General features: G+C 70.2%; 23 protein-coding genes and 1 tRNA gene. 13 read left to right on the plus strand and 11 right to left on the minus strand.

The window, feature by feature from the left end; translation table 11 throughout:
- Positions 1-875, plus strand: an 875-nt coding sequence (locus DW309_RS06140; protein WP_136044865.1) for an NADP-dependent oxidoreductase, incomplete at its 5' end; no start/stop codon positions are given.
- Here the strand turns inward: DW309_RS06140 and DW309_RS06145 are convergent.
- On the minus strand, positions 872-1,519 hold the full coding sequence (locus DW309_RS06145; protein WP_240753134.1) for a hypothetical protein: 648 nt from the start codon (positions 1,517-1,519) through the stop codon (positions 872-874). The genes DW309_RS06140 and DW309_RS06145 overlap by 4 nt on opposite strands.
- A 192-nt stretch (positions 1,520-1,711) precedes the next feature.
- Between DW309_RS06145 and leuA the strand changes: the two genes are divergently transcribed.
- A complete protein-coding gene (gene leuA / locus DW309_RS06150) occupies positions 1,712-3,466 on the plus strand; it encodes a 2-isopropylmalate synthase (protein ID WP_136036915.1) in 1,755 nt (584 codons plus the stop codon).
- A gap of 64 nt (positions 3,467-3,530) precedes the next feature.
- On the opposite strand, the gene DW309_RS06155 is transcribed toward leuA, so the two are convergent.
- Positions 3,531-3,908, minus strand: a complete 378-nt coding sequence (locus tag DW309_RS06155) for a VOC family protein (RefSeq protein ID WP_136044867.1) — start codon at positions 3,906-3,908, stop codon at positions 3,531-3,533.
- A gap of 66 nt (positions 3,909-3,974) precedes the next feature.
- Here DW309_RS06155 and DW309_RS06160 point away from each other — a divergent pair, with 66 nt between their 5' ends.
- Entirely contained in the window at positions 3,975-4,706 is a 732-nt protein-coding gene (locus DW309_RS06160) for a TetR/AcrR family transcriptional regulator (protein WP_136044868.1), read from the plus strand.
- Here DW309_RS06160 and DW309_RS06165 read toward each other — a convergent pair whose 3' ends face one another.
- A complete protein-coding gene (locus DW309_RS06165; protein WP_136030119.1) occupies positions 4,707-5,399 on the minus strand; it encodes a trimeric intracellular cation channel family protein in 693 nt (230 codons plus the stop codon).
- A gap of 34 nt (positions 5,400-5,433) precedes the next feature.
- Here DW309_RS06165 and recO point away from each other — a divergent pair, with 34 nt between their 5' ends.
- On the plus strand, positions 5,434-6,177 hold the full coding sequence (recO, locus tag DW309_RS06170) for a DNA repair protein RecO (protein WP_136030121.1): 744 nt from the start codon (positions 5,434-5,436) through the stop codon (positions 6,175-6,177).
- The gene (locus DW309_RS06175) at positions 6,174-6,977 is read left to right on the plus strand and encodes an isoprenyl transferase (protein WP_136030123.1); all 804 of its coding nucleotides are present in this window, start codon (positions 6,174-6,176) and stop codon (positions 6,975-6,977) included. The genes recO and DW309_RS06175 overlap by 4 nt, the downstream gene beginning before the upstream one ends.
- Here DW309_RS06175 and DW309_RS06180 read toward each other — a convergent pair.
- Positions 6,917-7,528 carry a P-loop NTPase family protein gene (locus DW309_RS06180; protein WP_136044869.1) on the minus strand — a complete coding sequence of 204 codons (612 nt, stop codon included), beginning with the start codon at positions 7,526-7,528 and terminating at the stop codon, positions 6,917-6,919. The genes DW309_RS06175 and DW309_RS06180 overlap by 61 nt on opposite strands.
- A 56-nt stretch (positions 7,529-7,584) precedes the next feature.
- On the opposite strand from DW309_RS06180, the gene DW309_RS06185 reads away from it, so the two are divergent.
- On the plus strand, positions 7,585-8,259 hold the full coding sequence (locus DW309_RS06185; RefSeq protein ID WP_136036919.1) for a DsbA family oxidoreductase: 675 nt from the start codon (positions 7,585-7,587) through the stop codon (positions 8,257-8,259).
- A gap of 69 nt (positions 8,260-8,328) precedes the next feature.
- Here DW309_RS06185 and DW309_RS06190 read toward each other — a convergent pair whose 3' ends face one another.
- Together DW309_RS06190 and DW309_RS06195 are read right to left on the minus strand one after the other, a co-directional pair.
- A complete protein-coding gene (locus tag DW309_RS06190) occupies positions 8,329-9,525 on the minus strand; it encodes a metallophosphoesterase family protein (protein ID WP_168387193.1) in 1,197 nt (398 codons plus the stop codon).
- A 154-nt stretch (positions 9,526-9,679) separates the two neighbouring features.
- A complete protein-coding gene (locus tag DW309_RS06195) occupies positions 9,680-10,174 on the minus strand; it encodes a glutathione peroxidase (RefSeq protein WP_136030129.1) in 495 nt (164 codons plus the stop codon).
- A 59-nt stretch (positions 10,175-10,233) separates the two neighbouring features.
- Between DW309_RS06195 and dusB the strand changes: the two genes are divergently transcribed.
- The 6 genes from dusB (at position 10,234) to DW309_RS06225 (ending at position 17,178) form a co-directional block, all read left to right on the plus strand.
- Complete coding sequence (gene dusB / locus DW309_RS06200) at positions 10,234-11,388, plus strand: tRNA dihydrouridine synthase DusB (protein ID WP_136030131.1); 1,155 nt, start codon at positions 10,234-10,236, stop codon at positions 11,386-11,388.
- Positions 11,378-12,763: a deoxyguanosinetriphosphate triphosphohydrolase gene (locus tag DW309_RS06205; RefSeq protein WP_136030133.1), complete on the plus strand. Its 1,386-nt coding sequence runs from the start codon at positions 11,378-11,380 to the stop codon at positions 12,761-12,763. Before dusB ends, DW309_RS06205 begins: the two co-directional genes overlap by 11 nt.
- Positions 12,763-14,622 (plus strand): DNA primase, encoded by a 1,860-nt coding sequence (gene dnaG / locus DW309_RS06210; RefSeq protein WP_136036922.1) that lies wholly within the window; start codon positions 12,763-12,765, stop codon positions 14,620-14,622. The genes DW309_RS06205 and dnaG overlap by 1 nt, the downstream gene beginning before the upstream one ends.
- Positions 14,623-14,659: 37 nt before the next feature.
- Positions 14,660-15,433, plus strand: coding sequence for an ATP-binding cassette domain-containing protein (locus tag DW309_RS06215; RefSeq protein ID WP_136030137.1), 774 nt, complete (start codon positions 14,660-14,662; stop codon positions 15,431-15,433).
- Between the two features lie 97 nt (positions 15,434-15,530).
- Positions 15,531-15,606: transfer RNA gene (locus DW309_RS06220), tRNA-Asn, on the plus strand.
- Between the two features lie 153 nt (positions 15,607-15,759).
- Positions 15,760-17,178, plus strand: coding sequence for an amino acid permease (locus DW309_RS06225; RefSeq protein WP_136044870.1), 1,419 nt, complete (start codon positions 15,760-15,762; stop codon positions 17,176-17,178).
- A gap of 3 nt (positions 17,179-17,181) precedes the next feature.
- Here DW309_RS06225 and DW309_RS06230 read toward each other — a convergent pair whose 3' ends face one another.
- Together DW309_RS06230 and def are read right to left on the minus strand one after the other, a co-directional pair.
- Positions 17,182-17,697: a septum formation family protein gene (locus tag DW309_RS06230; RefSeq protein WP_136036924.1), complete on the minus strand. Its 516-nt coding sequence runs from the start codon at positions 17,695-17,697 to the stop codon at positions 17,182-17,184.
- A gap of 115 nt (positions 17,698-17,812) precedes the next feature.
- Positions 17,813-18,379 carry a peptide deformylase gene (def, locus tag DW309_RS06235; RefSeq protein WP_136036925.1) on the minus strand — a complete coding sequence of 189 codons (567 nt, stop codon included), beginning with the start codon at positions 18,377-18,379 and terminating at the stop codon, positions 17,813-17,815.
- Positions 18,380-18,440: 61 nt separating this feature from the next.
- Between def and DW309_RS06240 the strand changes: the two genes are divergently transcribed.
- On the plus strand, positions 18,441-19,544 hold the full coding sequence (locus DW309_RS06240) for a DMT family transporter (protein ID WP_308194377.1): 1,104 nt from the start codon (positions 18,441-18,443) through the stop codon (positions 19,542-19,544).
- Between the two features lie 86 nt (positions 19,545-19,630).
- On the opposite strand, the gene pgl is transcribed toward DW309_RS06240, so the two are convergent.
- From pgl to zwf, 3 genes are read right to left on the minus strand one after another with little or no spacing between them, the layout of a single operon-like run.
- On the minus strand, positions 19,631-20,410 hold the full coding sequence (gene pgl / locus DW309_RS06245; RefSeq protein WP_168387194.1) for a 6-phosphogluconolactonase: 780 nt from the start codon (positions 20,408-20,410) through the stop codon (positions 19,631-19,633).
- 5 nt (positions 20,411-20,415) lie between these two features.
- Positions 20,416-21,351: a glucose-6-phosphate dehydrogenase assembly protein OpcA gene (locus tag DW309_RS06250; RefSeq protein WP_136030148.1), complete on the minus strand. Its 936-nt coding sequence runs from the start codon at positions 21,349-21,351 to the stop codon at positions 20,416-20,418.
- Entirely contained in the window at positions 21,348-22,898 is a 1,551-nt protein-coding gene (zwf, locus tag DW309_RS06255) for a glucose-6-phosphate dehydrogenase (RefSeq protein WP_136030150.1), read from the minus strand. The genes DW309_RS06250 and zwf overlap by 4 nt, the downstream gene beginning before the upstream one ends.
- Between the last annotated feature and the right edge of the window lie 20 nt (positions 22,899-22,918).

Consider the following 22,918-nt stretch of genomic DNA (forward strand, 5'->3'; position numbering starts at 1 on the left):
CCGCGGCGCCGCGCGAGGGCGAGGTCACGATCCGCGTCCGCGCGGCCGGGGTGAATCCGGCCGATGCGAAGCATGTCGCGTCAGCTCGTCCGGGGGTCGAGTTCCCCGTGCCGATCGGCTACGAGGTGTCGGGCGAGCTCACGGCCATCGGCCCCGCGACCCGTATCGGTTCCGGTGCGGCCGAGGTCGGCGACGAGGTCGTGGCCTTCCGCGTGCAGGGCGGTTATGCGACCGAGGTGACCGTACCCGCCGCGAAGGTCTTCGCGAAGCCGACGACGCTCACGCACCCCGAGGCCGCGAACCTCCTGCTCGTCGGCACGACGGCGGCCGAGATGCTCGCGGTCACCGGGGCGGCACCGGGCGAGACGGTCCTGCTGCACGGGGCGTCGGGAGCGGTGGGCGTCAGCGTGCTGCAGCAGGCGCGGCTGCGCGAGGTACGAGTGATCGGCACCGCCGCGCCGGACCGCTTCGATGAGGTGCGACGCTTCGGGGGGATCCCGGTCGCGTACGGCCCGGGTCTCGCCGACCGGGTGACCGCGCTGGCGGACGGACCGATCGCTGCGGCGCTCGACGCCGTGGGCACCGACGAGGCGATCGACGTGTCCCTCGCCCTGGTGGCCGATCGCCGCCGCATCGTCACGATCGCGAACTTCGCGCGGGCCTCCGCCGACGGGCTTCTGGCGATCGCGGGGTCGATGCCCGACAGCGCCCGCTTCCGCGATGAGGTGCGCAGCGAACTCCTCGCGCTCGCGCAGAACCGCGACCTCGTGGTCCCGGTCGCCCGCACGTTCCCGCTCGCCGAGGCACCGGCCGCGCACCGGCTGCTCGCCACCGGTCACTCCGGCGGCAAGCTCGCGCTGATCCCCGAGGACTAATCGACCTCGCGCAGCAGCGACTCGACGATCACCACGCCGTCTCCGTACTCGTCGTCCGCCGCGCGCTGCAGCGTCCCGTCGTCCCACGAAACCTGCAGCCACACGTACCCACGGTCGGTGCCGACGAAGACCGCCCCGGGTCCGAGCCGCGCCGCGATGTCCTCCTGCACCCGGGTCAGCTCGCCCTCCGGGGTGATGCCCGTCTTCCCGCCTTTCGGGGCCTCCGGCGCCACCGGGTCGAACAGGGCGAGGAGGATCGGCGGATCCGAGACGGTCAGACGCTCGCCGTCGAAGGTGCCGTACACCGCGTACGACCCCCACCGTGTGTCGCCCGCGCTCTCGCTGCCGTCGACGCCGTCCCACGTCCAGTCGTCGAGCGGCACACCGGCGCACTGTGGCGGGTACGACTCCATGATCGCGCCGAGGCAAAGCGTGGGGCCGTCCGTTCCATCGATCACGGTGCCCGTTCCGAGCACGCGGCCTTCCGGGGGCGTGGGGTGCGCGTCTTCCAGCCGCTGGTCGGAGGGCACGGTGGTGCTGGTCGGCGGGAGGGTCGCACGGGGTCCGACCGCGCACCCGCTCAGGGTGACCGCTGCGGTCACGGTGGCGGCGACGAGGAGCAGGCGACGCGAGGAAGGGCTCATGTCCATCAGTGTCCCGCGTCGGCTCATCGTCTCAGCGCGGTCGAAACGGCCGCACCGACCCTGCTAGCATGGCGCCATGCCTTTCGGCGGTCTGCTTCTTCTTAGCTGCCGCGACGAGTCCTGACACTAGGGCCTTCCTCGTCGCGGCGCTTGTGTTGGCCCGTCCATTCCGACGAAGAGAAGTAGCCCATCATGCAGAACACTCAGCGCCCGTCCGCGATGCCGATCCACAAGTACCGGCCCTTCCACGAGCAGATCACCGTCCACCTGCCCGACCGCACGTGGCCCGACGCCCGCATCACCGAAGCCCCGCGCTGGTGCGCGGTCGACCTCCGCGACGGCAACCAGGCCCTCATCGATCCGATGTCCCCCGAGCGCAAGCGCGTCATGTTCGAGCTGCTCGTGAGCATGGGGTACAAGGAGATCGAGGTCGGCTTCCCCTCGGCCAGCCAGACCGACTTCGACTTCGTGCGCCAGCTCATCGAAGAGAACCTGATCCCCGACGACGTCACGATCCAGGTGCTGACTCAGGCGCGCGAGCACCTGATCGCACGCACCTACGAGGCCATCGCCGGCGCAAAGCAGGCCATCGTCCACCTCTACAACTCCACGAGCGTGCTGCAGCGCGAGGTGGTCTTCCGCACCGACAAGCAGGGCATCATCGACATCGCCCTCGAGGGCGCCCGCCTGTGCCGGAAGTTCGAGAAGACGATCCCCGACACGCAGGTCTACTACGAGTACTCGCCGGAGAGCTACACGGGCACGGAGCTCGAGTTCGCGGTCGACGTGTGCAACCAGGTTATCGAGATCTTCGAGCCGACGCCCGACCGCAAGGTGATCATCAACCTGCCCGCCACGGTCGAGATGGCCACGCCGAACATCTACGCCGACTCGATCGAGTGGATGAGCCGCCACCTGGCCCACCGCGAGAACGTGATCCTGTCGCTGCACCCGCACAACGACCGGGGCACCGCGATCGCCGCCGCCGAGCTGGGCTACATGGCCGGCGCCGACCGCATCGAGGGCTGCCTGTTCGGCAACGGCGAGCGCACGGGCAACGTCGACCTGGTGGCACTTGGCATCAACATGTTCACGCAGGGCATCGACCCGCAGATCGACTTCAGCGACATCGACCAGGTCAAGCGCACGGTCGAGTACTGCAACCAGCTGCCCGTGCCGGAGCGCAGCCCGTGGGCCGGCGACCTCGTGTTCACGGCGTTCAGCGGCTCGCACCAGGACGCGATCAAGAAGGGCTTCGAGGCGATGGCGGCGAAGGCCGAGGCGCAGGGCGTCACGGTCGACGAGATCGAGTGGGCCGTGCCCTACCTGCCGGTCGACCCGAAGGACCTGGGCCGCTCGTACGAGGCCGTCATCCGCGTGAACTCCCAGTCGGGCAAGGGCGGTGTCGCCTACCTGCTGAAGTCCGACCACGCGATCGATCTGCCCCGCAAGCTCCAGATCGAGTTCTCCGGCGTCGTGCAGGCCAAGACCGATGCCGAGGGCGGCGAGGTGACGAGCGAGCAGATCTGGTCGATCTTCACCGACGAGTACCTCCCGGCGACCGACACCGAGGCGAAGTGGGGCCGCTTCGAGCTGCTGGCCACGCAGACCCGCAGCGACATGTCGGGTGACGTGGTGCTCGACGTGGTGCTGCGCGACGACGACCAGGAGGTCGCGGTCTCCGGCAACGGCAACGGTCCGGTGGCCGCCTTCGTCGAGGTGCTGCGCGGACAGGGCTTCGACATCACGGTGTACGACTACGTCGAGCACGCTCTCAGTGCGGGCGGCGACGCGCAGGCTGCGGCCTACGTCGAGCTGCAGGTGGGGGACCAGCGTCTGTGGGGTGTCGGCATCGACGGCGACATCTCGACCGCGTCGCTCAAGGCGATCGTGTCGGGTGTGAACCGGTCGATCCGCACGCGCCAGCAGGAGCTCGCGGCGGTCTGAGGTCGCACCACGGAAGCGGCCGGGTCCCGAGGGCCCGGCCGCTTCCGCGTGCTCCGGCGGGTGGTCAGACCCACTGCACCAGCTGCCAGATGAGGCCGTTGGGGTCGGCGAACTGGCAGTAGCGCTCGCCCCACGGCTCGGTCTCCGGCGGTGTGACGACGCGGGCGCCGGCGGCGGCGATGCGGGCGAAGGCGGCGTCGAGGTCGTCCACGACGAACACCAGCAGCGTGCCCTGGCCTGCCGATCCAGCGATCTCCTCCGGGCGGAACGTGGGGAGCCCGGTCTGCAGGAAGATCAGGTTCGGCGGGGAACCGGGGTGCTCGAGCGACACGAAGCCCTCGGCGGACATGGCCTCCGTGAATCCGAAGTGGGTGGTGGCGAAGGCTGCGGAGGCGGCGATGTCTGGCACGTTGAGCGAGAGGGCGGTCTGGGTGATGTTCATGGGTCTCCTGTTCTAAACAACGTACAACGTACAGGATTAAGTGGGCCGACGGCTAGGCTATTCCCGATGGCGAAGAATCTGGTCGATCTGCTGTGGCGTGACAGTGCCGCTGAGACCTCGTCGCGCCGTGGACCGCGAGCCCGCCACTCCACCGACGACGTCGTGACGCGCGCGATCGACCTGGCCGATGCCGACGGCCTCGCCGCGGTCACCATCCGCGCTCTGGCCCAGGCATTGGGCCTCACCCCGATGTCGATCTACACGCACGTCAACAGCCGGGCGGATCTGCTCGTGCTGATGGCCGACGCGGTCCACGGACAGCGCGCACCGTCGGGCGACGCCGACGGGTGGCGAGCCCGCGTCCGCCTCGTCGCCGCGCACAACCTCGCCCTCTACCGCGCGCACCCCTGGCTGCTCGACGTGCACGACCCGCGCACCGCGCTCGGCCCCGGCACCATCGCGACGTACGACCGCGAGCTGCGCGCCTTCGACGGGCTCGGCCTCGACGACGTGGAGCGCGATGCGGCCCTCACGTTCGTGCGGGAGTTCACGCGGTCCGCCGCCGCACGCCTACGTGACGCCGCGGAAGCGGAGGACTTCGCGCCGATCTGGGCGGACGCCGCTCCGCGGCTCGCGGGCTACCTCGGCGACGACTACCCCCTGGCGCAGGCCGTGGGCCGGGCCGCTGGCGAGGCCATGGGCGGCCCGTCCGATGCGGACGCGGCCTGGGAGTTCGGGCTCGCGCGCGTCATCGACGGGCTCGCCGGTCTGATCGAGACCCGAGACGCGGCGCCCTGATCAGTCCTTCGGCTTGACGATCGCGATGGCCCCGGTCTCTGCGGCGACCTTGCGGCGGTAGAGGCGGCGCTGCTCCGGCAGGGACACGTCGAACGTGACCGCCAGGATCCGGATGACCGCCGTCACGACGATGCCGACGATCGCGGCCAGCGTGATCGGCATGCCGACCGCGTTCGCGATCACGATGAACGTGCATCCTGCCGCAGCCGCGACCGCGTACAGCGAGCCGACGTGCATGATCGCCGTCGGCAGGCCCATCAGCATGTCGCGCAGCACGCTCCCGCCGACCGCGGCGCAGACGCCGATGAACACGGCGGGCACCTCGGGGATGCCGAACGCGAGGGCCTTGCTCGTGCCGAAGGCACCGAACATGCCGATCACCACGGCGTCGAGCACCACGATCGCGGTGTTGAGGCGGGTGAACAGCCCCGCGAGCAGCATGCCGAGGAGCGCGGCACCCGCGGCGGTCACCAGGTACCACTGGTTCTGCAGGGTCGCGGGCGTCTGCCCGAGCAGGATGTCGCGGATGAGACCGCCGCCCATGCCGATCATGATCCCGATGATCGCGACGCCGAGCCAGTCGAGCCGCCGCTGCCCCTGGAATCCGGCGGCGAACATGGCACCCTGCACCCCGCCGAGCCCGACGCCGAGGAGGTCCGCCCACAGCGGAATGGTGAAGAGCGGTTCGGTCACCCGTCCATTGTCCCGCACGGAGGATAATCGGAAGGTGCCCACCTACCGAGACGAAGCGGTGATCCTGCGCACCCACAAGCTGGGCGAGGCGGATCGCATCGTCACGATGCTGTCGCGCCGGCACGGCAAGGTGCGGGCGGTCGCGAAGGGCGTGCGGCGCACGTCGTCGAAGTTCGGCTCGCGGCTCGAACCGTTCATGGTCGCCGACGTGCAGCTGTACGAGGGGCGCTCGCTCGACATCGTGCAGCAGGCGGAGTCGCTCGGCGCGTACGGCACCGACATCGCGGCGCACTACGACCGCTTCACCGCGGCCAACGCGATGGTCGAGACCGCCGACCGGCTGAGCGACGCGGAGGCCACCCCGGAGCAGTACCTGCTGCTGGTCGGCGGACTGCGTGCGCTCTCGCGCGGAGAGCACGTGCCACGCAGCATCCTCGACTCCTACCTCCTGCGCGTGATGTCGCTGTCGGGGTGGGCGCCGTCGCTCGACGACTGCGCCCGCTGCGGTGCCCCGGGGCCGCACACCGTGTTCGTCGCACAGCTGGGCGGGCTCGTGTGCCACGCCGACGCCCCCGCGGGCAGTCCGCGCATCGCCGAGAAGACCCTGGCACTGCTGCGCGCGCTCATCCGCGGCGACTGGGAGCTCATCGACGCCGCCCCGCACGCCGACACCGCTGCCGCCTCCGGCCTGGTGGCGGCCTATGCCCAGTGGCACCTGGAGCGCGGCATCCGCTCTCTCGCGCACGTCACCACCACCCCGGGAGAAGGAGCACGGTGAGCCCGAAGCCCTACACGCACAAGGACGCCGTCGCCTACCGGCCGCTCGACTGGACCGGGGTGTATCCGCCGCCGTTTCCCGCGGTGCCCGAGCACGTCGCGATCGTGATGGACGGCAACGGCCGCTGGGCGAACCGCCGTGGCCTCAGCCGCATCGAGGGGCACAAGGCGGGGGAGGAGGTGCTGCTCGACGTGGTCGCCGGCGCGATCCAGGCCGGGGTGAAACACCTCTCGGTCTACGCCTTCTCCACCGAGAACTGGGCCCGGTCGCCCGAGGAGGTGCGCTTCCTGATGGGCTACAACCGCGACGTGCTGCACCGCCGCCGCGACCAGCTCAACGAGTGGGGCGTGCGGGTGCGGTGGGCCGGGCGCAAGCCGCGCCTGTGGGGCAGCGTCATCAAGGAGCTGCAGTACGCCGAGCAGCTCACCCGCGGCAACGACGTGCTCACGCTCACGATGTGCGTGAACTACGGCGGCCGCGTGGAGCTGGTCGACGCGATGCGGGCGATCGCCGCCGATGTCGCGGCGGGGCGCCTCAAGCCGAACGCGATCACCGAGAAGACCGTCCGGCGTCACCTCTACGTGCCCGACATGCCCGATGTCGACCTGTTCCTGCGCAGCTCGGGCGAGCAGCGCACGTCGAACTTCCTGCTGTGGGAGTCGGCCTACGCCGAGATGGTGTTCCTCGACACGCTGTGGCCCGACTTCTCGCGCGAGGAGCTGTGGCGCGCGATCGGCGTCTACCTGTCGCGCGACCGGCGCTTCGGCGGAGCGATCGACACCCCCGACGCCTCGGCCTGAGCACGCAGCCAGCGCTCCGTCTCGCGCGGGTGCGTCAGCCGCACGACGGTGAGGTGCGGGAAGCGCTCGACGTAGCCCGGCATCCGCTCGCTCCAGGTGTGCAGCGTCTTCGTCTGCCACGCGAGGATGTTCTGCTCGGGGTCGCGGTTGAGCAGGTTCCACGGCCCCTTCTCGCGGTTTCCGTTCCAGAGTTCCTTCCGCAGAATGCCGCGGGCCAGCGTCCGCCGCAGCAGCCGTCCCCGCACCACCGGGTACGGGTAGTCGAGCCAGACCGCGAGCTGGGCGCGCGGCGTCAGGAACGCGTCGGTGCCCTTGCTCGTGTACTGCCACTCGGTCACCCAGCGGTCCTCCGCCGCGAAGGCGCGCACGTCGTCGAGGAACTCCGGGCGCGGAGTCCAGCCCGGCCCGTGGAACAGCGCGTCGATCTCGACGTGGCGGAGCCCCCACAGCTCGCCGAGGCGACGCGCGAGGGTGGTCTTGCCCGAGCCCGTGACGCCCGCCACGAGCACGCGCTCCGGCCGACGAGGGAGCGGGTCGTCGGCGGAGAGCATCCGAGCATCCTACCGAGCACGGAATACCCCGGGAGTGCATGCGGTTGGATGAAGGTGTGACTGAACCCATCTCCATCGACATCTGGTCCGACATCGCCTGCCCGTGGTGCTACATCGGCAAGCGCAATCTCGAGAAGGGTCTGGAGGCGGTCTCCGCCGACGAGGACGCCCCCCGGGTCACCGTCACGTTCCACTCGTTCGAGCTCTCGCCCGACACACCGGTCGATTTCCACGGCGACGAGGTCGACTTCCTCGCCGGGCATAAGGGCATGCCGCGTGAGCAGGTCGAGCAGATGCTGTCGCACGTCACCGGCGTGGCCGCGGACGCGGGGCTCGAGTACCGCTTCGACCTGCTGCAGCACACCAACACCGTGAAGGCGCACGAGCTGCTGCACTTCGCGAAGGCTGAGGGGCTTCAGCACGAGATGGAGGAGCGGCTGATGTCCGCGTACTTCACCGAGGGCAAGCACGTGGGTCGCATCGACGATCTGGTGGCGCTGGCGGCCGAGGTCGGCCTCGACGCCGACAAGGCCCGCGCCGCGCTCGAGAGCGAGCAGTATCTGCCCGACGTGCGTCAGGATCAGGCGCAGGCCCGGGCGTACGGCATCCAGGGCGTGCCGTTCTTCGTGGTCGACGGCCAGTACGGCATCAGCGGTGCGCAGCCGCCGGCAGCGTTCGAGAACGTGCTCCGCGACCTGTGGGCGCAGCGCGGCGAGGCCGTCGAGGCCTGACCGCCGCCGGCCGAGAGCATCAGAACGGCGGGGACCCGATCGCGGGCCCCCGCCGTTCTCTCGTTCGCGTCAGACGCGCTGCTGGCGAGGTGCCAGCGGCAGGGGTTCCATGGGCTGGTCGTCGGCGGTGAGATCGATGCCGAGGTCCTTCGCATAGACGACCCGCGAGGCGATGCTCACCTGATCGCCGCTCTCGGTCAGCTCGAACACACGCCCGCCGCGGAGGCGGTTGCGCTCCGCTCCGTCGAGGCCGTACGCACCGAAGCCGGTTCCCGGCGCGTAGCCGAGCAGCACGCCGTAGTAGTCGCCCATGTAGTCGTTGACGTGGTCGTGGCCGACGAACACGCCCTTCACGTCGCCGCGCTCGACGATCGCGTTGAACATGCCCGAGTTGAAGGGCCCGGGGCACTCGTCCTCGTTGCGCTCTCCGACGATGCCGTGGCGCGCGCGGCCGCGGGCGGCGTCGGCCTCCGTGCGGGTGTCCACGCCGCCCCACCACATGAACCGGTGCTCCCAGAGCGCGATGTGGAGGAACATGAGGGCGGGGACCTTGCGGCCGGCGCGCTGCTCGAGCCGCTGCGACTGCTCGCGATACCAGGCGACCTGGTCCATGCGCACCCAGTCCCAGGTAGGGTAGCCGGCGAAGTCCTGTCCGGCGAGGGCGTCCGGGGCGTAGCGGCCGGAGTCCAGCAGCCAGAGCGCGAACGCCTCCCGGTTCTTCTTCGCCGACGAGCCGATGGTCAGCAGCGTGTTGCTGGTGCCGGTCACGCCGCGCGTGCTCTCCGCGTTCACGTTGAACTCGTACGAGCGGTAGATCTTCAGCATCCCCGCCTCGTCCACGCCCGACTGCGGGAGCGAGTCCTCGTCGTGGTTGCCGTAGGTCACCGCCCACGGGATGCCGCGGGACTCCATCGGCCACACGACGTTGTTGATCGCCTGCTTCACGGCGAGACGGGTCTCGCATCCGCCCGTGATCACGTCGCCGTTGATCACCACGAGGTCGGGCTGCTCCTGGTCGAGCACCTTCTCGATCAGCTCGACGGTGCGGCGGTCGGTCTGCTCATCGTCCTGCGTGTCGTTGAACTGCACGACCGTGAAGGTCCCGTCGGCGCGGAACCGCAGTCCACGCGCGGCTTTCGCTGTCGAGGCGGCCACGGTCGTGTCGGCGGCGGCGGCGGTGGTGCCGAGGGGCAGGGCGGAGCCGAGGGCGCCGAGCGCTCCGGCGGTGAGGACGGTTCGCCGGCTGATCGGCAGTCGGTCGGGCATGCGGTGTCTCCTTCATCTGCGGCGGGTGTGGCCGCAGGGGAGACTAGGGGCGCCGGATGGCGAGGGTCTGACGAGCGCGTGAACACCGCGGCCATTCGAGGGCCGCGAGCAGCCCGTTCCGGGTGACGCGGGGGTGAACGAGCGCGGCCCCGGGTCAGCGGGAGAGTGCGGCCTCGATCGCCTCGACGATCTCGGGGGAGTCCGGCTTCTGCTTCGGGCGGAAGCGCAGCACCTCTCCGTCGGGCAGCACCAGGAACTTCTCGAAGTTCCACTCCACCCGTCCGGCCTTGCCGCCCGCGTCAGGGGTCTCCTTGAGCGCCTTGTACAGCTCGGACGCGTTCCTGCCGTTGACCTTGACCTTGTCGTTGACCGGGAAGGTCACGCCGTACGTGGTGGAGCAGAACTCGAGGATCTCGTCGACCGAGCCCGGCTCCTGACCGAAGAACTGGTTGCACGGGAAGCCGACGACCGTGAAGCCGCGGTCGCCGAAACGGCGCTGCAGCTCCTCCAGCTGCTCGTACTGCGGGGTGAGCCCGCACTTGGACGCCACGTTCACCACCATCACCACGTCGGCACCGAGATCGTCGAGGGTCTTCTCCTGACCCTGAGCGTCGGTGAACGGGATCGAACGGAGCGCGGAATCGGTCATATGCACAGCTTAGGTCGCCGCATCCGCAGGGGCTCCGGGTCTGGGAGAATGGACGTGCCATGACTGTCGCCACCGCCCCCGCCCGCCCCCTCCGCATCGGCCCGATCGACCTCGACGTGCCGGTCGTGCTCGCACCCATGGCGGGCATCACCAACACGGCCTTCCGGCGACTGTGCCGGGAGTACGGCGCGGGGCTGTACGTGAGCGAGATGATCACGTCGCGCGCGCTGGTCGAGCGCAACGAGACCACGATGCGGCTGATCCGTCATCACGAGTCCGAGACGCCGCGGTCCATCCAGCTCTACGGCGTCGATCCGAAGACGATCGCGGAAGCCGTGCGCATCATCGTGGCGGAGGACCACGCCGACCACATCGACCTGAACTTCGGCTGCCCGGTGCCCAAGGTCACGCGCAAGGGCGGCGGGGCGGCTCTGCCCTGGAAGTCGAAGCTGTTCGCCGACATCGTGGATCAGGCCGTGAAGGCCGCCGGCGACATCCCGCTCACGGTCAAGATGCGCAAGGGCATCGACCGCGATCACCTCACGTTCCTCGACGCCGGGCGCGCGGCGGAGGACGCCGGGGCGGCCGCGGTGGCGCTGCACGCCCGCACCGCGAGCGAGTTCTACTCCGGCCACGCGGACTGGAACGCGATCGGCGAGCTCAAGCAGGCCGTCACGAGCATCCCGGTGCTCGGCAACGGTGACATCTGGTCGGCCGACGATGCCGTGCGCATGATGGCCGAGACCGACTGCGACGGTGTGGTGGTTGGTCGCGGCTGCCTCGGGCGGCCGTGGCTGTTCGGCGAGCTGGCCAACGCGTTCGGCGGCGAGGGCAAGACGGTCGACGCCACTCTCGGCTTCGTGTCGGATGCGTTCCGCCGTCACGCCGAACTGCTGGTGGAGTTCTTCGAGGACGAGGACCGCGGGTGCCGCGACGTGCGCAAGCACGTGTCGTGGTACTTCAAGGGCTACCCCGTCGGCGGCGACATCCGCACGGGCCTGGCGACGGCGTCGAGCCTCGCCGAGATCGACGAGCTGCTGGGTCGCCTCGACCGGTCGGCACCGTACCCTGGAGCCGACGCCGAGGGGCAGCGCGGGCGCGCCGGTCACCCGAAGAAGACGGCGCTGCCGGAGAAGTGGCTGGAGTCGCGCGAGCTGGCCTCCAGCGCCTCGGAGATGATGCGTGGAGCGGAGATCGAGAACAGTGGCGGATGACCCCTCGGTCGGCGGTCGCGCCGACGGCTACCACCCGCGCGACGCCGAGCGCTTCTTCGCCGAGACGCACCGCTCCGAGCGCGACGACTTCGCGCGCGACAGGGCCCGCGTGCTCCACTCGGCCGCGCTGCGCCGTCTGGCCGCCAAGACGCAGGTGCTCAGCCCGGCGAGCACGGCCGACTTCGCGCGCAACCGCCTGACGCATTCGCTCGAGGTGGCGCAGGTGGGTCGCGAGCTCGCCGCGGCGCTCGGCGTCTCCGCCGACGTGGTCGACACCGCCTGCCTGAGCCACGACCTCGGCCACCCGCCGTTCGGTCACAACGGCGAGCGGGCGCTGAACGAGTGGGCGGAGCCGATCGGCGGTTTCGAGGGCAATGCGCAGTCGCTGCGCATCCTCACGCGCCTCGAGGCCAAGGTGCTCGACGCGGACGAGCACTCGGTCGGCTTGAACCTGACCAGGGCCAGCCTCGACGCGACCTGCAAGTACCCCTGGACGGTGGACAGCCCCGTGCCCGACCCGGGCGGCCGACTCAAGTTCGGTGTGTACCCGGAGGACGAGGCGGTGTTCCGCTGGATGCGCGAGGGGGCGCCCGGCCGCCTGCGGTGCATCGAAGCCGAGATCATGGATCTCTCCGACGACATCGCCTACTCGGTGCACGACTTCGAGGATGCGATCGTCAACGGCTACGTCGACGTGGCGCAGCTCGCCGACCCCGCGGCCCATGAGGCACTGCTCAGCCGCATCCAGCAGTGGGTGGGCTATGACTTCACGCGCGACGAGCTCGCCGACGCCCTCTACCGTCTGGCATCGCAGCCGATGTGGCTCGCGTCGTTCGACCGCTCGCGACAGTCGCTCGCACGGCTGAAGAACCTCACCAGCGACCTGATCGGGCGCTTCGCCCGTGCGGCCGTGTCCGCGACGCGCGAGGCCTACGGCACGGCACCGCTGGTCCGCTACAACGCGCACGTCATCGTGCCGCGCGTGATCGAGGTCGAGATCGCCGTGCTCAAGGGCATCATGGGTCAGGCCATCGTCACGATCGACGCACGAAAGGGCGTGTACAAGGAGCAGCGGCGGGTGCTCAAGCGCCTCGCCGACGCCCTGTGGTCGACCGATGCGCTGTGGTCGGCCGGTGCCGACGTGCTGGAGCCCGCGTTCGCCGCCGACTTCGTCGCCGCCGAGAGCGACGCGGAGCGGGCGAGGGTCGTGGTAGATCAGATCGCGAGCCTGACCGACCAGAGCGCGGTGGACTGGCACAACCGGCTCGTCGGGGAGATCGACCCGGCGGAGGTCGGCATCTGGACCCCGCGTCACGCGCGACCCGGCACGCGCACCCCCGTCACGCGGCGTCCCGTCGCCGAAGGGGCGCACTGATGCCGCGGATCCGGCAGGCCGACGTCGACGAGGTGAAGGCCCGCACGAACATCGCCGACATCGTGGGCGAGCGCGTGGCGCTGAAGTCGGCGGGGGTCGGATCCCTCAAGGGGCTGTGCCCGTTCCACGACGAGAAGAGCCCGAGCTTCCACGTCCGCCAGCAGGTCGGCTACTACCACTGCTTCGGCTGCGGGGAGTCGGGCGACGTGTACTCGTTCCTCCGGGCGATGGACCACGTGAGCTTCACGGAGGCGGTCGAGCGGCTCGCGGGCCGCATCGGCTACACGCTGCACTACGAAGACGGGGGAGCGGCCCCGGAGACCAGCGGCCGCAGCCGCCTGTACGCGGCGAACACCGCGGCGGCGGAGTTCTTCCGCGCCCAGCTGCTGACCCCCGACGCCGAAGCCGCGCGTCGGTTCCTCGGCGAGCGGGGCTTCGACGCCGGAGCGGCCGCGCACTTCGGGGTGGGCTTCGCGCCGCGCGGGTGGGACGGGATGCTCAAAGCGCTGTCGGCGCAGGGCTTCACGCGCGACGAGCTCAGCGCCGCTGGACTCGTGTCGACCGGGCAGCGCGGCGTGTACGACCGGTTCCGCGGGCGACTGGTGTGGCCGATCCGCGACGTGTCGGGACAGACCATCGGCTTCGGCGCGCGCAAGCTCTTCGACGACGACCAGGGCCCCAAGTACCTGAACACGCCCGAGACCCCGATCTACAAGAAGGCGCAGGTGCTGTACGGGCTCGACCTCGCCAAGCGCGACATCGCCCGCGGCGACCCCCGGCGCGTCGTTGTCGTCGAGGGCTACACCGACGTGATGGCGTGTCACCTCGCCGGTCTCACGACCGCGATCGCGACGTGTGGAACGGCGTTCGGCACCGAGCACATCAAGGTCCTGCGCCGTGTCATGGGCGACGACAACGCCTCCGGCGAGGTCGTGTTCACGTTCGACGGCGACGAGGCGGGTCAGAAGGCCGCGCTGCGGGCGTTCACGGAGGACGACCGCTTCAACGCGCAGACCTTCGTGGCCGTGGCTCCGGACGGGCTCGACCCGTGCGACCTCCGCCTGCAGCGCGGCGATGCGGCCGTGCGCGGGCTCATGGACGCCAAGCAGCCGATGTTCGAGTTCGCGATCGACCGCAAGCTCGCCGGCTTCGACCTCTCGACCGTGGAGGGCCGCGTGGGCGCGCTCCGGGCCGCGGCGCCGATCGTGGCGGAGATCCGGGACCGTCTGCTGCGCCCGGGGTACGAGCGTGTACTGGCACGCCGTCTGGGCATGGACCCGACCGAGGTGCACGGCGAGGTCGAGCGGGCGGCTCGGGGCGCGGCGACCGGTGCGCCGAGGCGCGAGACCTCGACCCCCGACGCCACCTCGGGTGCCCCTGCGGTGGCCGCGGTCACGCTGGCGAGCCTGCCCCGCACCGCCGATGTGGCCGTGGAGCGCGACGCCCTCATGGGTGCGCTGCAGTACGGGCACCAGATCGACGCGGTGCTGCTCGACCGTGCCCTGTCGCAGCCGTTCCGCACACCGGGGCTCGACGCGGTGCGCGAGGCGATCGCGGCAGCTCCGGACCGCAGCAGGCCGGGGTGGGTGACCGATGCGGTCAATGCGGTGCGGGAGCCGTACCGGTCGCTCGGCGGCGAGCTGCTGATGACGCCGTTCCCGGCGCGCGACGAGGCGGGGGCGGTCGCCTCCGCGACGGATCTCGCGCGGCGGCTGGTGGTGCGGCAGCTCGAGCGGGAGAAGCAGGAGCTCCTGGGTGCGGTGCAGCGCGTCCCGGCGGACTCCGACGGCGGGCGGGCTCTGCGGGTCCGTCTCCGCGACATCGATGTGGAGCGTCAGCGCTTCTCGGCCGAGTCGTAACGGGGCGGGGCGCGGTGCAGCGGGCAGGATGGAAGACATGTCCCGCAGGCCCGTCTCCACGTCCGCGATCGAGTGCTCCGATCTGGTGATCGACCGCATCGGTCACGGCACACCGAACCGCGCGGTGGACGGGGTCACCTTCACCCTGGCGCCCGGCGGGCTCATCTGCGTCGCCGGACCCACGGGGTCTGGGAAGTCGACGCTCGTCGCCGCTCTCGCCGGGTCCACCGACCCCTCCGTGCGCGTGGTGGGCGGCAGCGCCCAGGTCTGCGGCATCGACATCCGCCGTCCCGGTCGCAAGCACCGCATCCTCACGTACCGCACGGGATTCGTGCCGCAGGGTGCGGGCGCGGATCTGCCGCCGCGGCTCACGGTGAATGAGGTCATCGCCGAGCCGATCCTGATCCGCGAGCGCCGCGTCAACACCAAGGCGCTGTCGATCCGTGTCGCGACGCTATTGGACGAGCTGCACCTGCCCCTGGGGACGGCGTCGAAGTTCCCGTACGAATTGAGCGCGGGCATGCGGCAGCGCGTCGCGATCGCCCGGTCGTTCGTGCTCGAGCCCCGGGTCCTGATCGCGGACGAGGTGCTGGCCAACCTCGACCTCGAGGTGCGCCCGGTGGTGTTCGACGCGATCACGCGGCGGCGCACCGAGGAGGGCATGGCGGCGCTGCTGGTGACGAACGACGCCGATTTCATCCGCGAGCTCAATGCCGAGACGCTCATGCTGCGCGGCGGCCACGTGGTGGCGAGAGGGGTGGGGAAGGACCTGCTCTGGGTGCCCAACGCGGAGACCGATTCCCGCGGCTGATGGCGACACGCCCGGCGTCCGGCGAAGGGCCGTCGGTGTCACGAACGGCCTTCGGAGTTTGCTAAGCTTGTCGAGTTGCCCGCACAGCGGAGCACATTCCTCGGTAGCTCAATTGGCAGAGCAGCCGGCTGTTAACCGGCAGGTTCTTGGTTCGAGTCCAAGCCGGGGAGCCAACGAGAAGAGCCCCCTCTGCGGAGGGGGCTCTTCTCGTCTCCCGAGACGCGCATCCTTACGGACGAGACCACTCAGCAGAGTATCGGTCTGTTCACAGTAAAATGTTACTCTCGTCGCACCGCTGACCTCGTTCGCGGTCGAAGGAGAGATCGATGACGACATCCGACCCCCGCGAACTGCGCTCAGGGCTCAAGCCGCGCCACATGTCCATGATCGCGATCGCGGGCGTCATCGGCGCCGGGCTGTTCGTGGGTTCGGGGGCGGTGATCCACGCCGCAGGACCCGCCGCGATCATCGCCTATGCGACCGCCGGGGTGATCGTCGTGCTGGTGATGCGCATGCTGGGGGAGATGTCGGTGATGAACCCCGACAGCGGCTCCTTCTCCACGTACGCGGACCGCGCGATCGGTCGATGGGCGGGCTTCAGCATCGGCTGGCTCTACGCGTGGTTCTGGATCGTGGTCCTCGGCGTCGAGGCGACCGCCGGCGCGTTGATCCTCCACCGGTGGATGCCCGGAGTCCCGCAGTGGGGATTCGCTCTGGCGCTCATGGTGGTGCTCACCCTCACGAACCTGGCGTCCGTCGCGTCGTACGGCGAGTTCGAGTTCTGGTTCGCCGGGGTCAAGGTCGTCGCGATCGCCGCGTTCCTCGTGATCGGGGTGCTGGCGGCGCTCGGCGCGTTCCCCGGGTTCCCCCCACCGGGGCTCGACAATCTCGTGGCCCACGGCGGGTTCTTCCCGAACGGCGTGCTCGCCGCGTTCTCGAGCGTCCTCGTCGTGGTGTTCTCGTACTTCGGCTCGGAGATTGCGACGATCGCCGCCGGGGAATCGACCAACCCCACCGTGGCCGTCCGCAAGGCGGTCAATTCCGTGGTGTGGCGGATCATCGTCTTCTACGTCGGGTCGATCTCCCTGATCGTGCTGTTGCTACCCTGGAACGACGCCTCGATCGCGAAGAGCCCGTTCGTCGCGGTTCTCGACGCGATCGGCATCCCGGTGGCGGCGGTGATCATGGACGTCGTGGTGCTGGTGGCGGTGCTCTCGTGCCTGAACTCGGGCCTCTACACGGCGAGCCGCATGCTCTACTCGCTGGCTCGGCGGGGCGACGCCCCCGCGCTGCTCGGCCGCACGGCGCGGAACGGCTCGCCCCGGTACGCCGTGCTGGCCGCGACGGTCGTGGGGTTCATCACCGTCGGGCTGAACTACCTGTATCCCGACACGGTCTTCCTGTTCCTGCTGAACTCGTCGGGGGCGATCGCCCTCTTCGTCTGGCTCGTGATCGCCGTGTCGCAGATCCGGCTGCGGCGGGCGGCGATGCGCCGAGGTGTGCAGGTGCCCCTGCGCATGTGGGGCTTTCCGGTGCTCAGCTACGTCGTCGTGGCGGTGATCGTCGCTCTGTGCCTGGCGATGTTCCTCCAGCCGGACACCCTCTGGCAGATCACGATCTCGCTCGCGATCGCGGTGCTCGTCAGTGTCGTCGGCATGCTCCGTCACCGCCGCGCCGGAGGCGGCTCGACGCAGAAGGCGGCCGGGAGCGGATCGCTCCCGGCCGCCGATGCGGTGGTGGACTGACCGTCAGCGCGCGGCGCCGGCCAGGGAGCCCTCGACCTGCCCGGCTGGGTCGACGATCAGGCACTGGATCACGCGGTCGTTCGCCTGCTCCCACGAGTCCTGGCTCGGCGTGAGCGTGGTCACGTCGAGGGCCGACTCCTGGTAGCCGATGCCGACGAAAGAGGTGAACGCGTCGCCGATGCACCCCTCGGACGCGGCGCCGATGGCGTCCTCCGAGTAGTCGCCGTCGTCCATCGTGATCTCGTGGAAGACCTCTTCGTCGTGCGGCTCGGTGCACGGCACGACGTTCGCGTCGGTGAGCATCCCCGAGCCGGTCTCGAGCATGCAGTCGCCGAGCTTCACGGAGAAGACGTCGATGTTGGCGCTCTCCGTCACCTGGCCGGTCTCCTCGTCGCGGTTCGCGTCACCGGAGCCGCTGCCCAGGATGCTGTTGATCGCGCTGCAGCCGCTCAGGGCGAGCGAGCCCGCCGCGATCGATCCTGCGAGCACGAGCGCGCGACGAGTGCGCATCTTCATCATGTTTCCCCTCCAAAGCGTGGTGCGGGGCATGCTGATATATCCCCGCCGCGAACACGCTATAGTGCCCGAAGTCTGTGACGCAACTCGACGGATGCTGTGCGTGGGCTGAAAGCGCTCAGCCCTCGAGGTCGTCCACCCCGGGCAGCCAGCTCACACCGGGGCGGCCCCATCCGCGCTTGCGGGCGATCTTCTGCGTGGTCTTCCAGTCGGCGTCCGACAGTCGATCGATGTAGAGCACTCCGTCGAGGTGGTCGAACTCGTGCTGCATGATGCGAGCACGCCACCCATCCACTTCGAGCGTCACCGGCGCGCCGTCGAGGTCGATCGCCGTCACGCGCACGCGATCGGACCGGCGGAGCGGGAACCGCTCGCCGGGGAACGACAGGCATCCCTCGGCCTCGAGATCGGGGTCGGGTGCGCCCGGCTCGGGGGGCGTCATCCACAGCACGGGATTGATCAGCACGCCTCGCCAGGGGCGGTCCTCGTCGTCGACGTAGTTGTACGTGTAGATGCGCAACGGCACCCCGACCTGCGGGGCGGCCAGCCCGACGCCGGGAGCGGCGTCCATCGTCTCGAACATGTCGGAGACGAGCGTGCGCACCTCCTCGGTGATCTGCTCGACGGGGGATGCGGGGGAGTGGAGGACGGGATCGCCCATGATGCGAATCGGAAGTACGGCCACGTCACAACCCTAGTCCGCGAGACTCTCCGGGTAGGGTCGTAGTGTGAGCGCAGGGGTGTGGATGGGGATGGCCGAAGACGTCGGCGACCAGCTCGTCGGTGCCTTCCAGAACCCGGGGATCCTGCTCGGCATCCCTCTCGCCCTGGCCGGTGCCGTCTTCATGTCGCTCGGCGCGCAGTACCAGCACCGCGGGGTGGAGAAGGTCGAGCGGCTGAGCGGCTCCACCGGCACCTCCGGGCTCACGTTCGCCCAGATCAAGGGTCTGCTCACGCGCCCGTCCTGGATCATCGGCACGCTGATGCTCGGCCTCGCGATCGTCTGCCAGCTCGCAGCCCTCGTGCAGGCGCCACTGATCGTCGTGCAGCCGCTCGGCGCGATCGCCCTGGTCATCACGACGCTCCTCAACGCGAGGATCTCCGGGCATTCCCCGACCAGGCAGTCGCTCACGGCGATCGTGGCGTGCGTCGGCGGCATCTTCCTGTTCGTGTTCTTCGCGGCGATCTTCGCGACGGAGCAGGACGTCACCGACCGCGAACTGTTCGTGATCCTCGCCCTCCTGCTCGTCGTCATCATCGTGCTCGGTGCGTGCTGGCTGATCCTGCGTCACCGCATGCGCGCGCTGTTCTACGTGATCGGAGCCGGCATCCTGTACGGCTTCGTGGCGACGCTCGCGAAGGTCGTCATCAAGCGCATCGAGGCGGGCCAGTTCGAATGGATCACCGCCGTCTGCGTGCTTGCCCTGGTGTCGGCCGCGGCCGTGGGCGCGTACTTCGTGCAGACCGCCTACAGCTCGGGACCCCCCGACCTCGTGATCGCCGGACTCACGGTCGTCGACCCGCTCGTGGCGGTGCTCATCGGCATGGTCGTGCTGGGCGAGGCGGCCGCCGCGCCGTGGTGGGTGCTCATCATCTTCGCGATCGCCGGGGGCATCGCCGTGTGGGGTGTCGTGGGCCTCGCGCGCTACCACCCGCAGGTGCTCAGCGACAGCCAGGAGCTCGGCATCACCCGGGGCAGCTCGGCTCCGACGCACGCGGACGATGCCGCAGCCGCCGCACCGCCGTCACCGATGCGCGACGCGGCGTCTGCCGTCGAGGAGACGTCCGCCGCTGAAGCGCCGCGCTCTGGCGACGACCCCGAGGCGCGCACGCGCCCCGACGCCCCGTAGCCTCGTTCTCGGTTCGACGCGACGCACGCAGACGCCCGCCCGTCCCCGAGGACGAGCGGGCGCGCGACCGCGGCCGGAGGACCGGCTCAGTAGGTCTGATCGATGAGGTCGGGCGACACCTCGGACGCTGCGGCCTCGTCGACGAAGTACACCGTGCGCTTGCGCCCCTTGGCACCGGCCGCCGGCACGCTCGTATAGCTCGCGCCCGCCAGTGCGAGGCCCAGCGCGGAGGCCTTGTCCGCTCCCGTCAGCACGAGCCAGACCCGCTTGGACGAGTTCAGGACCGGACGCGTGAGCGTGATCCGCTCCGGCGGGGGTTTGGGGGAATCGCGCACCGGCAGCGCGGCAGCGTCCGTGACCGTCACTTCCTCGCGATCCGGGAACAGCGAGGCGATGTGGCCGTCGGGACCGACGCCCAGGAAGCACACCGCGAAGGACGGCCAGGGGTGGTCGTCCGTGCCGAACCGGGCGAGTTCCGCCGCGTACGCGGCAGCGGCCTCGTCGAGGTTCAGACCGCTGTCGGACGCCGCGGCCTCGTGGATGTTCTCCTCGGGCACCGGGATGTGGTCGAGCAGGGCGTTGCGGGACTGGAGCGCGTTGCGGTCCGAGTCGTCGCGGGGAACGAAGCGCTCGTCGCCCCACCAGAAGTGCACGAGCGACCAGTCGATGTCCGCCGCGCGCGGGTTGTCGGCGACCGCACGGAGCACGGCCCCGCCCATGGAACCGCCGGTGAGGGCGATGTGGGCGACGCGACCGTTCCTGGTGCGCGCCTTGACGCGGGTGAGGAAACGATCGGCGACCCGGAGGGCGAGGGCTGTCGGGGTGGCCTCGACCACGACCCGCTTCTCTGCGGACGATTCCGACATCGGTGTCACTCTCCCGTCTCGGGCGGACCGAGCTTCTCCCAGCCATCCGTGATGACTCGACCGTACAGGAGATCTGGATCCAATCTGCGCAGCTCCTCGGCGAGGCACTCGCGCAGCGTGCGCCGCGGCAGGTGGAGGTCGTGGTTGGGCTGGTCCGGCTGCGTGAGCACGGCGATGCCGGGCGAGGGACGCTCCAGCAGGATGTCACCGGACTCACGCGTCAGACGCACGGACTTGATGCCCTCCTGCCACTCCTCCGGGCTCTCGTACGACCACCGCACCGGCACGTCCAGCGCCATCTGCAGCCACGCGGCGAGCAGAGCGGTGGAGGGGGAGGCGGCGGCCCCGCGCACCTCGACGGCGGTGATGGTCTCGTACGGCGGCTGATCCAGCACGGCGGCCAGCTGCTCGCGCCAGTGCGTGAGCCGCGTCCACGCGAGGTCGGTGTCGCCGGGCGCGTGCGTGCGGCCGAGCAGCGCGAGCCGGTCGCGCACATCGGGCGAGGTCGCGGCGTCGGTGATCCGGCGCTGCGCGATGCGGCCGAGCGGGGAGGACGACGGCGACGCCGGAGCCTCCTCCGGCCACCACGCCACGACGGGTGCGTCGGGGAGCAGGAGCCCGGTGATCAGGCTCTCCTCGTTGCTGGCGGCGTCGCCGTAGGCGTGCAGCACCACGACCTCGCTGGCTCCGGCGTCTCCGCCCACACGGATCTGTGCGTCCAGGCGGGACTCGCCGTCTCCGGTCGTGAGCACGATCACGCGCATCGGGTGCTCACGCGAGGCGTCGTTGGCCGCGTCGATCGCGGCCTCCGCGACTCCGTTGCGCGCGGAGATGACGAGCGTCAGCACGCGTCCGAGGGCGACCGCGCCGCCCTCCTCGCGCACCTTGACGAGCTGCTTCGCGACCTGGCTGACGGTCGTGTCGGGAAGGTCGATGATCACGGGCGTCTCCAGACTCGTCCGTCGCGGGCCAGCAGGTCGTCGGCGGACGCCGGGCCCCACGATCCCGGAGCGTACTGCTCCACCGGGCCGCCCTGGGCCGCCCAGTACTTCTCCACCGGGTCGAGGATCTTCCAGGAGAGCTCGACCTCCTCGTGCCGCGGGAAGAGCGGCGGGTCTCCGAGCAGCACGTCGAGGATGAGCCGCTCGTACGCCTCCGGGCTCGCCTCCGTGAAGGCGTGGCCGTAGCCGAAGTCCATCGTGACGTCGCGCACGTTCGAGCCCGTGCCGGGGACCTTCGAGCCGAACCGGATCGTGACACCCTCATCGGGCTGCACGCGGATGACGAGCGCGTTCTGTCCGAGCTCGGAGGCGTTGCCCCGGCCGAAGAGGTGCTGCGGTGCCCGGTTGAACACGACGGCGATCTCGGTCACGCGACGGCCGAGGCGCTTGCCGGTGCGCAGGTAGAACGGCACGCCCGCCCAGCGTCGCGTGTCGATCTCCAGCTTGATGGCCGCGTAGGTCTCGGTCGTGGACTCGGGGTTCATGCCCTCCTCGTCGAGGAAGCCGGTCACCTTCTCGCCGCCCTGCCAGCCACCGGCGTACTGCCCGCGGGCCGTCGCGAGCGACAGGTCCTCCGGCACGTGCACGGCGGCGAGCACCTTCTCCTTCTCGGCGCGCAGATGCTCCGCCGACAGGCTGATCGGCTCCTCCATCGCGGTGAGCGCCAGCAACTGCAGGAGGTGGTTCTGGATCACGTCACGGGCCGCCCCGATGCCGTCGTAGTACCCCGCGCGTCCCCCGACGCCGATGTCCTCGGCCATCGTGATCTGCACGTGGTCCACGTAGTTGCGGTTCCAGATCGGCTCGTACAGCTCATTGGCGAAGCGCAGCGCCAGGATGTTCTGGACCGTCTCCTTGCCGAGGTAGTGGTCGATGCGGAAGATCGAGTCGGCGGGGAACGCGACCTCCAGCGCCGCGTTCAGCGCGCGGGCTGACTCGAGGTCGTGCCCGAACGGCTTCTCGATGACCACACGCCGCCACCGCTCATCGTCGTCGGCGTCCTGCCCGACGAGCCCGGAGTCCTTGAGCTGCTTCGCCACCAGCGGGAAGTCCTTCGGCGGGATCGACAGGTAGAACGCGTGGTTGCCCATCGTGCCGCGTTCCACGTCGAGACGCTCGACGGTCTCCCTGAGCTTGCGGAAGGAGTCCGGGTTGTCGAACTCGCCGGACACGAAGCGGATGCCCTGCAACAGCTGCGCCCAGGTCTCCTCGCGGAACGGCGTCCTGGCGTGCTCCTTCACCGCGTCGTACACGACCTGCGCGAAGTCCTGGTCCTCCCAGTCGCGTCGGGCGAACCCGACCAGAGCGAACCCGGGGGGCAGCAGGCCGCGGTTGGCGAGGTCGTACACCGCGGGCATGAGTTTCTTGCGCGACAGGTCTCCCGTGACGCCGAAGATCACGAGGGCGCTGGGCCCCGCGATCCGATTGAGCCGGCGATCGTCGGGGTCGCGCAGCGGGTTGTGCCCGCGCGAGAGGGGAACAGTCATCGGTGGGGGCTTCTCCTGCT

The sequence above is a fragment of the Microbacterium sp. K41 genome, assembly GCF_004794395.1.
Lineage (GTDB): Bacteria > Actinomycetota > Actinomycetes > Actinomycetales > Microbacteriaceae > Microbacterium > Microbacterium sufflavum.

Excerpts from the sequence above, each read along its gene's own strand:
- DW309_RS06145 (WP_240753134.1), bottom strand. The coding sequence starts at position 1,519 with ATGAGCCCTTCCTCGCGTCGCCTGCTCCTCGTCGCCGCCACCGTGACC.
- leuA (WP_136036915.1), top strand. The coding sequence starts at position 1,712 with ATGCAGAACACTCAGCGCCCGTCCGCGATGCCGATCCACAAGTACCGG.
- DW309_RS06155 (WP_136044867.1), bottom strand. The coding sequence starts at position 3,908 with ATGAACATCACCCAGACCGCCCTCTCGCTCAACGTGCCAGACATCGCC.
- DW309_RS06160 (WP_136044868.1), top strand. The coding sequence starts at position 3,975 with ATGGCGAAGAATCTGGTCGATCTGCTGTGGCGTGACAGTGCCGCTGAG.
- DW309_RS06180 (WP_136044869.1), bottom strand. The coding sequence starts at position 7,528 with ATGCTCTCCGCCGACGACCCGCTCCCTCGTCGGCCGGAGCGCGTGCTC.
- DW309_RS06190 (WP_168387193.1), bottom strand. The coding sequence starts at position 9,525 with ATGCCCGACCGACTGCCGATCAGCCGGCGAACCGTCCTCACCGCCGGA.
- DW309_RS06195 (WP_136030129.1), bottom strand. The coding sequence starts at position 10,174 with ATGACCGATTCCGCGCTCCGTTCGATCCCGTTCACCGACGCTCAGGGT.
- dusB (WP_136030131.1), top strand. The coding sequence starts at position 10,234 with ATGACTGTCGCCACCGCCCCCGCCCGCCCCCTCCGCATCGGCCCGATC.
- dnaG (WP_136036922.1), top strand. The coding sequence starts at position 12,763 with ATGCCGCGGATCCGGCAGGCCGACGTCGACGAGGTGAAGGCCCGCACG.
- DW309_RS06215 (WP_136030137.1), top strand. The coding sequence starts at position 14,660 with ATGTCCCGCAGGCCCGTCTCCACGTCCGCGATCGAGTGCTCCGATCTG.
- DW309_RS06225 (WP_136044870.1), top strand. The coding sequence starts at position 15,760 with ATGACGACATCCGACCCCCGCGAACTGCGCTCAGGGCTCAAGCCGCGC.
- DW309_RS06230 (WP_136036924.1), bottom strand. The coding sequence starts at position 17,697 with ATGATGAAGATGCGCACTCGTCGCGCGCTCGTGCTCGCAGGATCGATC.
- DW309_RS06240 (WP_308194377.1), top strand. The coding sequence starts at position 18,441 with ATGGGGATGGCCGAAGACGTCGGCGACCAGCTCGTCGGTGCCTTCCAG.
- pgl (WP_168387194.1), bottom strand. The coding sequence starts at position 20,410 with ATGTCGGAATCGTCCGCAGAGAAGCGGGTCGTGGTCGAGGCCACCCCG.
- zwf (WP_136030150.1), bottom strand. The coding sequence starts at position 22,898 with ATGACTGTTCCCCTCTCGCGCGGGCACAACCCGCTGCGCGACCCCGAC.